Source organism: Streptomyces sp. NRRL S-337, assembly GCF_000720175.1.
Taxonomy (GTDB): Bacteria; Actinomycetota; Actinomycetes; order Streptomycetales; family Streptomycetaceae; genus Streptomyces; species Streptomyces siderophoricus.
On record NZ_JOIX01000148.1, the window covers coordinates 1 to 4,713 of the forward strand.

Below are 4,713 nucleotides of genomic sequence, written 5' to 3' on the forward strand. Positions count from 1 at the left end.
AAGCTAAGCCTTTCAGCGCCGATGGTACTGCAGGGGGGACCCTGTGGGAGAGTAGGACGCCGCCGAACAAATTTTGAAAAAGCCTCGTCCCGAGTTGAATTACTTCAACTCGGGACGAGGCTTTTTTGCGTTTAGGGGCCGTCTGGGTGCGATGACGGTCGGCCGGCGGGCCAGGGCGTGGGCGTGGGGCGCGATCCCCGGGTTCCGGGGTGCCGAGTCGCCAGGTCAGGGTGCGTGCCGGCACATGTGACGTAGATCGTCGTTGTGTTTCTAGGTCGCGTGACCTAGTCTCGGGGTTGTGGACGATGACATCCAGCTTGATGTGACGGGCCCGGTTCTTGTGGTGGGCGGCTACGGGACCGTTGGCGGGGATTTGGCGCGGTTGGCGGCCGGTTCGTGGCCGCTGCTCCTGACGGGGCGTACGCCGGAGCGTGGGCAGGCGCTGGCCGAGGAGGTCGGCGCGTCGGTGCGGCGGTGGGATCTGAGTGATCCGGAGCCGTTCTCGGCGAGGGTGCGGGCGGTGATCAGTACGGTCAACGACCCTGAGGACCGGGTGCTGTTGGCGGCGCTCCGGGGTGGTGTGCCGTATGTGGACATCACGCGGTGGACGGCGCGGTTGCAGCGGGCGGTGGCGGTGGCGGCGGTGCACCCGCCGAAGGCGCCGGTGCTGTTGTCGTCGAGCTGGATGGGCGGGGTGACGGCTCTGGTCGCGGCCGCGCTGGCGGCCGAGGTCGGCGGGGCGTCGGCGGTGGAGATCGCGATCCGGTACGACCTGAAGGACCGGGCGGGTACGGACTCGGTGGAGTTCATGGACCGGCTGGGGCTGGACTACGAGGTGACCGAGGGTGGGCAGCGGCGGATGATCATGCCGTTGTCCGGGGCCGGCTATGTCTCCATCGGGGAGCACCGGACCAAGGTCGCTCGGATCGACACCCCCGAGCAGTTCACGTTGCCGCTGGTGCTGGGGGTGGACACCGCCCTCACGCGGATCGGGTTCAGTGCCAACTCGTCGACGTCGACGCTGCTGGCGCTGAAGAAGACCGGGTTCTTCCGGTGGGGCCGCGGCGAGAAGTTCCAGTCGACGCGGCGCTCGATGCTGTACTCGCCGGGCGAGGGCGGTAGTGCGTGCCTGCGGATCGATGTGCGCGGGCGGGGCGGGCAGCGGCGTACGGCGGTGCTGACGGATCCGGCCGGGCAGGCTCATCTGACGGCGCTGGGCGGGCTGTTGGGGCTGCGCCGGGTGCTGGGTGAGGACGGGGCGGCCGCGCCGCGCGGGGTGGTGTTCCCGGAGATGACGCCGGTGCCGCAGGACGTCGTGGCGGCGCTGGAGAAGGCCGGCGTCGGGGTCGAGGTGTCATGAGCGAGGAGAAGGACGGCGGGGCCGGCAAGGGCTCGACGCTGACGCGGCAGGGGAGCATCCGGCGGACGAGCCTGCTGGACGCGGCCGAGGCCGTGCTGGTGGCCAAGGGGTCGGATGCCTCGTTGCGGGCGATCGCCGGTGAGGCCGGGGTGCGGGTCGGGCATCTGCAGCACTACTTCCCGACCCGGGCCGATCTGATCAAGGCCGTGCTGGAGCGGGCGTTGGAGCGTTCGCTGGAGCGGCTGGCGGAGACGACCGGGCTGCGGATGGTGCGGGACGACCCGTCGGCCATCGAGCTGCCGGAGGGGCACACGAACCCCGACGAGGTGGTCGGGGTGGTCCTGGCCGAGCAGGAGGATCCGCAGCTGGTCCGGCTGTATGTCGAGGTGTGGGCGCTGGCGGCGCGGGACGACGAGATCGCCGCCGTGGTGCGGGAGTTCTACCGGAAGTACGTGGCCCATGTGGAGGCGTACGTGCAGCAGGGGCGGCCGGACTGGCCGGGTGAGTTCTGCCGGGCCCGGGCGGAGACGTTCGTGGCGCTGGTGGAGGGGGCGGCTCTGATGCGGTCGGGGATCGCCGGCAGCCGGTCGTCCGCGATGGATGCGCAATTGGCGCAGTTTGCCGTGCAATTGCTCCGGGACTGAGCGTTCCGGGGTCAACCAGGGGGATCAGGGGGAAGTACGTCATGACCGTAGTGGTGGATCTGGCCGAGCTGGCGTCGACGGCGGGGCTGGAGCAGGAGCTGGACCGGCTGGCGAAGAGCCACGGGATCATCCGCACCCGGCAGTTGAACGGGCAGGAGACCTGGACGGTGCTCGGGGCGGCGCTGACGCGGGAGTTGTTGAGCGATCCGCGGCTGTCCAACGACGTGCACAGGCATGCGCCGCACGGTGCGCTGGTGCCGGGGTTGGCGGTGATGCTGCTGGAGCAGGACGATCCGGATCATGCGCGTCATCGTCGGCTGGTGACTGCGGCGTTCGCGTCGCGGGCGGTGCGGCAGCTGGAGCCGCGGATCGCGGAGATCACCGACCAGTTGCTGGACAAGCTGGGGGACCGCGGTACGGCGGACTTCATCGAGGAGTTCACGTATCCGATGCCGCTGGAGGTGATCTGCGAGCTGCTGGGGGTGCCGGCGGAGGACCGGGATCCGTTCCGGCAGTGGGCGATGGACATCTCGGCGGCGCCGTCGCTGGAGGCGATGCAGTCGGCGGCCGCGGAGCTGTTCGGGTACTGCATCGGGCTGATCGGCGCGAAGCGGGAGCGGCCGACCGAGGATCTGCTCAGTGAGCTGATCGCGGCGCGGTTCGAGGACGGGGGTGCGCTGAGTGATGAGGAACTCTCGTCGTTCGCGGCGGTGTTGCTGATCGCGGGGCATGACACGGTCACGAATCTGCTGGCCAATGCGCTGCACGATCTGCTGACGCACCCGGAGCAGCTGGCGGCGCTGCGGGCGGATCCGTCGCTGGTCGGTGCGGCGGTGGAGGAGGCGTTGCGGTTCCGGGGGTCGGCGATGACGACCGTGAACCGGGTGGCGCTGGAGGACGTCGAGGCCGGCGGGGTGGTGATCCGTAAGGGGGAGCTGGTGCGGTTCCTGCTGAACGCGGCGAACCGGGACCCCGAGGTGCGGGACGATCCGCATGCGTTCGACCTGGGGCGGGCGACCGCGCAGCATCTGTCGTTCGGGGTGGGGCCGCATTTCTGCCTGGGGCAGCGGCTGGCCCGCCAGGAGGCGACGATCGCGCTCACCGAGATCCTGCGGCGGTTCGGCACGCTGGAGCTGGCGGTGCCGGCGGAGGAGGTGCGGTGGTTGCCGTCGGATGCGATCCGGGGGCTGGTGGAGCTGCCGCTGCGGTATGCGCGCTGACGGGTCGGCGGAGGACGGGAGTGGGAACGGTGGGGGGTAGCGGGATGGTGGAGATCCGGGTCGACCGGGACGTGTGTGACGGGCTCGGGCAGTGTGCGCTGGTGGCGCCCGAGGTGTTCACGCTCGATGACGACGAGCAGCTGGTGGTGGCGTCGGAGGTGCCGGACGGGCTGGCGGGCAAGGTGGCCGCCGCGGTGCGGGCGTGTCCGGTGCGGGCGCTCGTGGTCGAGGGGGCCTGAGCGGTGCGTGAGGTCGTCGTGGTGGGGGCGGGCCTGGCGGGGGTTCGTGCCGCCGGGTCGCTGCGGGACGCGGGGTTCGACGGCCGGCTGACGGTGGTGTCGGACGAGCGGGAACTGCCCTACGACCGGCCGCCGCTGACGAAGCAGGTGGTGGCCGGGACGATGACCGGGGACGATATCCGGCTGGCGGGCGACGGTGAGTTCGGCGCCCGCTGGGTCCGGGGGAACGCGGCGGTCGGGCTGGACCGGGAGCGGCGGCGGGTGCGGCTGGCCGATGGTGCGGAGCTGCCGTACGACGGGGTGGTGCTGGCGCCGGGTGCGAAGGCGCGGGAGTGGCCCGGTGCCGGGGTGCCTGGTGGGGTGCTGACGGTGCGGGGGCTGGCGGACGTCCGGCGGTTACGGGCCGAGGTGGACGGCGGGGCCGATGAGGTGGTGATCGTCGGGGCCGGGTTCGTCGGGGTGGAGCTGGCGTCGTCGCTGAGCGGGCTGGGCGTGAAGGTCACGCTGGTGGAGCCGTTCGGTGCGCCGCTGCGGGCGTTGGGCGACGCGGTTTCGCAGGTGGTGACGGAGGCGGCGGGCCGGGCGGGGGTGGCGCTGCGGCTGGGCGTGGGCGTGCGGGGTTTCGCGGCGGCCGGGGACGGCCGGGTGCGGGCGGTGGTGCTGGCGGACGGGGCGGAGGTGTCCGCGTCGCTGGTGGTGGTGGCGATCGGGATGGTGCCGGCCACGGGGTGGCTGGCGGGGTCGGGGCTGGCGTTGCCGTCCGGGCGGATCCACTGTGACGAGCGGCTGTTCGCGCGGGCCGCGGGTGGTGTGGGTGGTACGGCGGGTGCGGGTGTGGCGGATCCGGCGGTGGTGGTGGCCGGGGACGCGGCGTGGTGCGAGGCGGTGCGGACGGCGGAGGGGCCGGTTCCGCTGGAGCACTGGAGCAATGCGGCCGCGCAGGGGGAGCTGGCGGGGCGCAATCTGCTGGCGGGGCCGGCGGCGGCCGAGCCGTATGCGCATGTGCCGTCGTTCTGGACGGCGGCGTTCGGTTTGCGGATCCGGTCGGTGGGGCTGCCGGGCACGGGTGACCGGGAGGTGGCGGAGGCCGGGTCCGCGGCGGAGGGAGCGGTGTTGGTGGCGCACTACCTGGGGGAGCAGTTGGTGGGTGCGGTGAGTGTGAACCAGGGGAAGCTGCTGCCGGGGTACGCGCGGCGGTTGGGGTAGGTGGGGCAGGCGCTGGGTGGGTGCCGGTCTTCGGGGTGGGGGGA

5 protein-coding genes are annotated in these 4,713 nt (G+C 72.1%); all 5 read left to right on the top strand.

Annotated features, from left to right (window positions below):
• The first annotated feature begins 298 nt into the window (after positions 1-298).
• The 5 genes from IG62_RS0140655 to IG62_RS0140675 are packed head-to-tail and all read left to right on the top strand — an operon-like array spanning position 299 to position 4,669.
• A complete protein-coding gene (locus IG62_RS0140655; protein ID WP_030816242.1) occupies positions 299-1,360 on the top strand; it encodes a saccharopine dehydrogenase in 1,062 nt (353 codons plus the stop codon).
• Positions 1,357-2,004 (top strand): TetR/AcrR family transcriptional regulator, encoded by a 648-nt coding sequence (locus tag IG62_RS0140660; RefSeq protein ID WP_030816243.1) that lies wholly within the window; start codon positions 1,357-1,359, stop codon positions 2,002-2,004. Before IG62_RS0140655 ends, IG62_RS0140660 begins: the two co-directional genes overlap by 4 nt.
• Positions 2,005-2,045: 41 nt before the next feature.
• Complete coding sequence (locus IG62_RS0140665; RefSeq protein WP_030816244.1) at positions 2,046-3,224, top strand: cytochrome P450 family protein; 1,179 nt, start codon at positions 2,046-2,048, stop codon at positions 3,222-3,224.
• Between the two features lie 44 nt (positions 3,225-3,268).
• Positions 3,269-3,463, top strand: coding sequence for a ferredoxin (locus tag IG62_RS0140670; protein WP_107053138.1), 195 nt, complete (start codon positions 3,269-3,271; stop codon positions 3,461-3,463).
• Positions 3,464-3,466: 3 nt separating this feature from the next.
• Positions 3,467-4,669, top strand: a complete 1,203-nt coding sequence (locus IG62_RS0140675; RefSeq protein WP_030816248.1) for an NAD(P)/FAD-dependent oxidoreductase — start codon at positions 3,467-3,469, stop codon at positions 4,667-4,669.
• Positions 4,670-4,713: the final 44 nt, after the last annotated feature.